Genomic DNA, 950 nt, shown 5'->3' with positions numbered 1-950 from the left:
AGACGCGGCCTGAGCCTATAAACCCCACGAGTCAATCAAAGTGGGGGCAGTCCCAGCATCGCGAGAAGAGATGGCTGACGAAAGACATGGGTCACCTCTTCATACGTGGGTACGAGGACCATACCGTCACCATCATTGAGAAACTTCAATCCCTCGCAGCGGCAGGTATCCCTGGATACTCCGCCGCCGTCCAGGGCTGGCTCGATGAAACTCCCCGAGGAATCGACGACGATGCCAAGCGAGATGCACTCAAGGAAATGTTCAGCGCATCTGGTGTCGCTTTGGTCTACGGGGCGGCGGGCACAGGAAAATCGAGGATGGTCGACCATATTGCCAACTACTTCAACGGCAACCGGAAACTCTTTCTCGCACACACCAACCCGGCCATTGACAATCTCAAGCGTAACGTCAGAGCCCAGGAGTCGACATTCCGGACAATCGCGAGCCAAAAATTCCTCAGCGCATCCGAACCTGAGTACGACTTGTTGATCATCGACGAGTGCAGCACTGTCAGTAACGAGGACCTGATCACGGTCATGGAAAAGACAAAGTTCAAGCTCCTCGTACTCGTCGGGGACGTCTACCAGATCGAGTCGATCAACTTCGGAAACTGGTTCAGCGTCATACGATCCTTCATCCCCAAAACCTCGGTATTTGAGCTCACGACACCATACCGAACCAAAAACGCTGCACTCCTTACTGTCTGGGACAAAGTCCGTCACGTCAGCGAAGATATAGCAGAGTTCATCGCCCACAGCGGATACTCGACAAAACTCGACGAATCGCTATTCACAGCGCAACGCAACGACGAAATTGTCCTCTGCCTGAACTACGACGGACTCTACGGAATCAACAACATCAATCGTTTCCTCCAAAGCAGCAACCCCGGCAAAAGGGGACTGCCCCCGGTTTGGATGACATCTGACCTGTGAAGATCAGTCTTCACGGTG

Annotated in this window: 1 protein-coding gene; it reads left to right on the top strand. The window is 53.5% G+C overall.

Going from position 1 to position 950, the window contains the following annotated elements; translation table 11 throughout:
- The coding region (locus QM600_RS29435; protein ID WP_283265311.1) for an AAA family ATPase at positions 1-932 on the top strand (932 nt) is incomplete at its 5' end.
- Positions 933-950 lie beyond the last annotated feature (18 nt).

The organism is Rhodococcus sp. IEGM 1379 (assembly GCF_030056815.1).
In the GTDB taxonomy this organism is placed as follows: domain Bacteria; phylum Actinomycetota; class Actinomycetes; order Mycobacteriales; family Mycobacteriaceae; genus Rhodococcus_F.
Note: the sequence above shows the minus strand (reverse complement) of the source record. Positions and strands in the feature narration are given on the sequence as shown.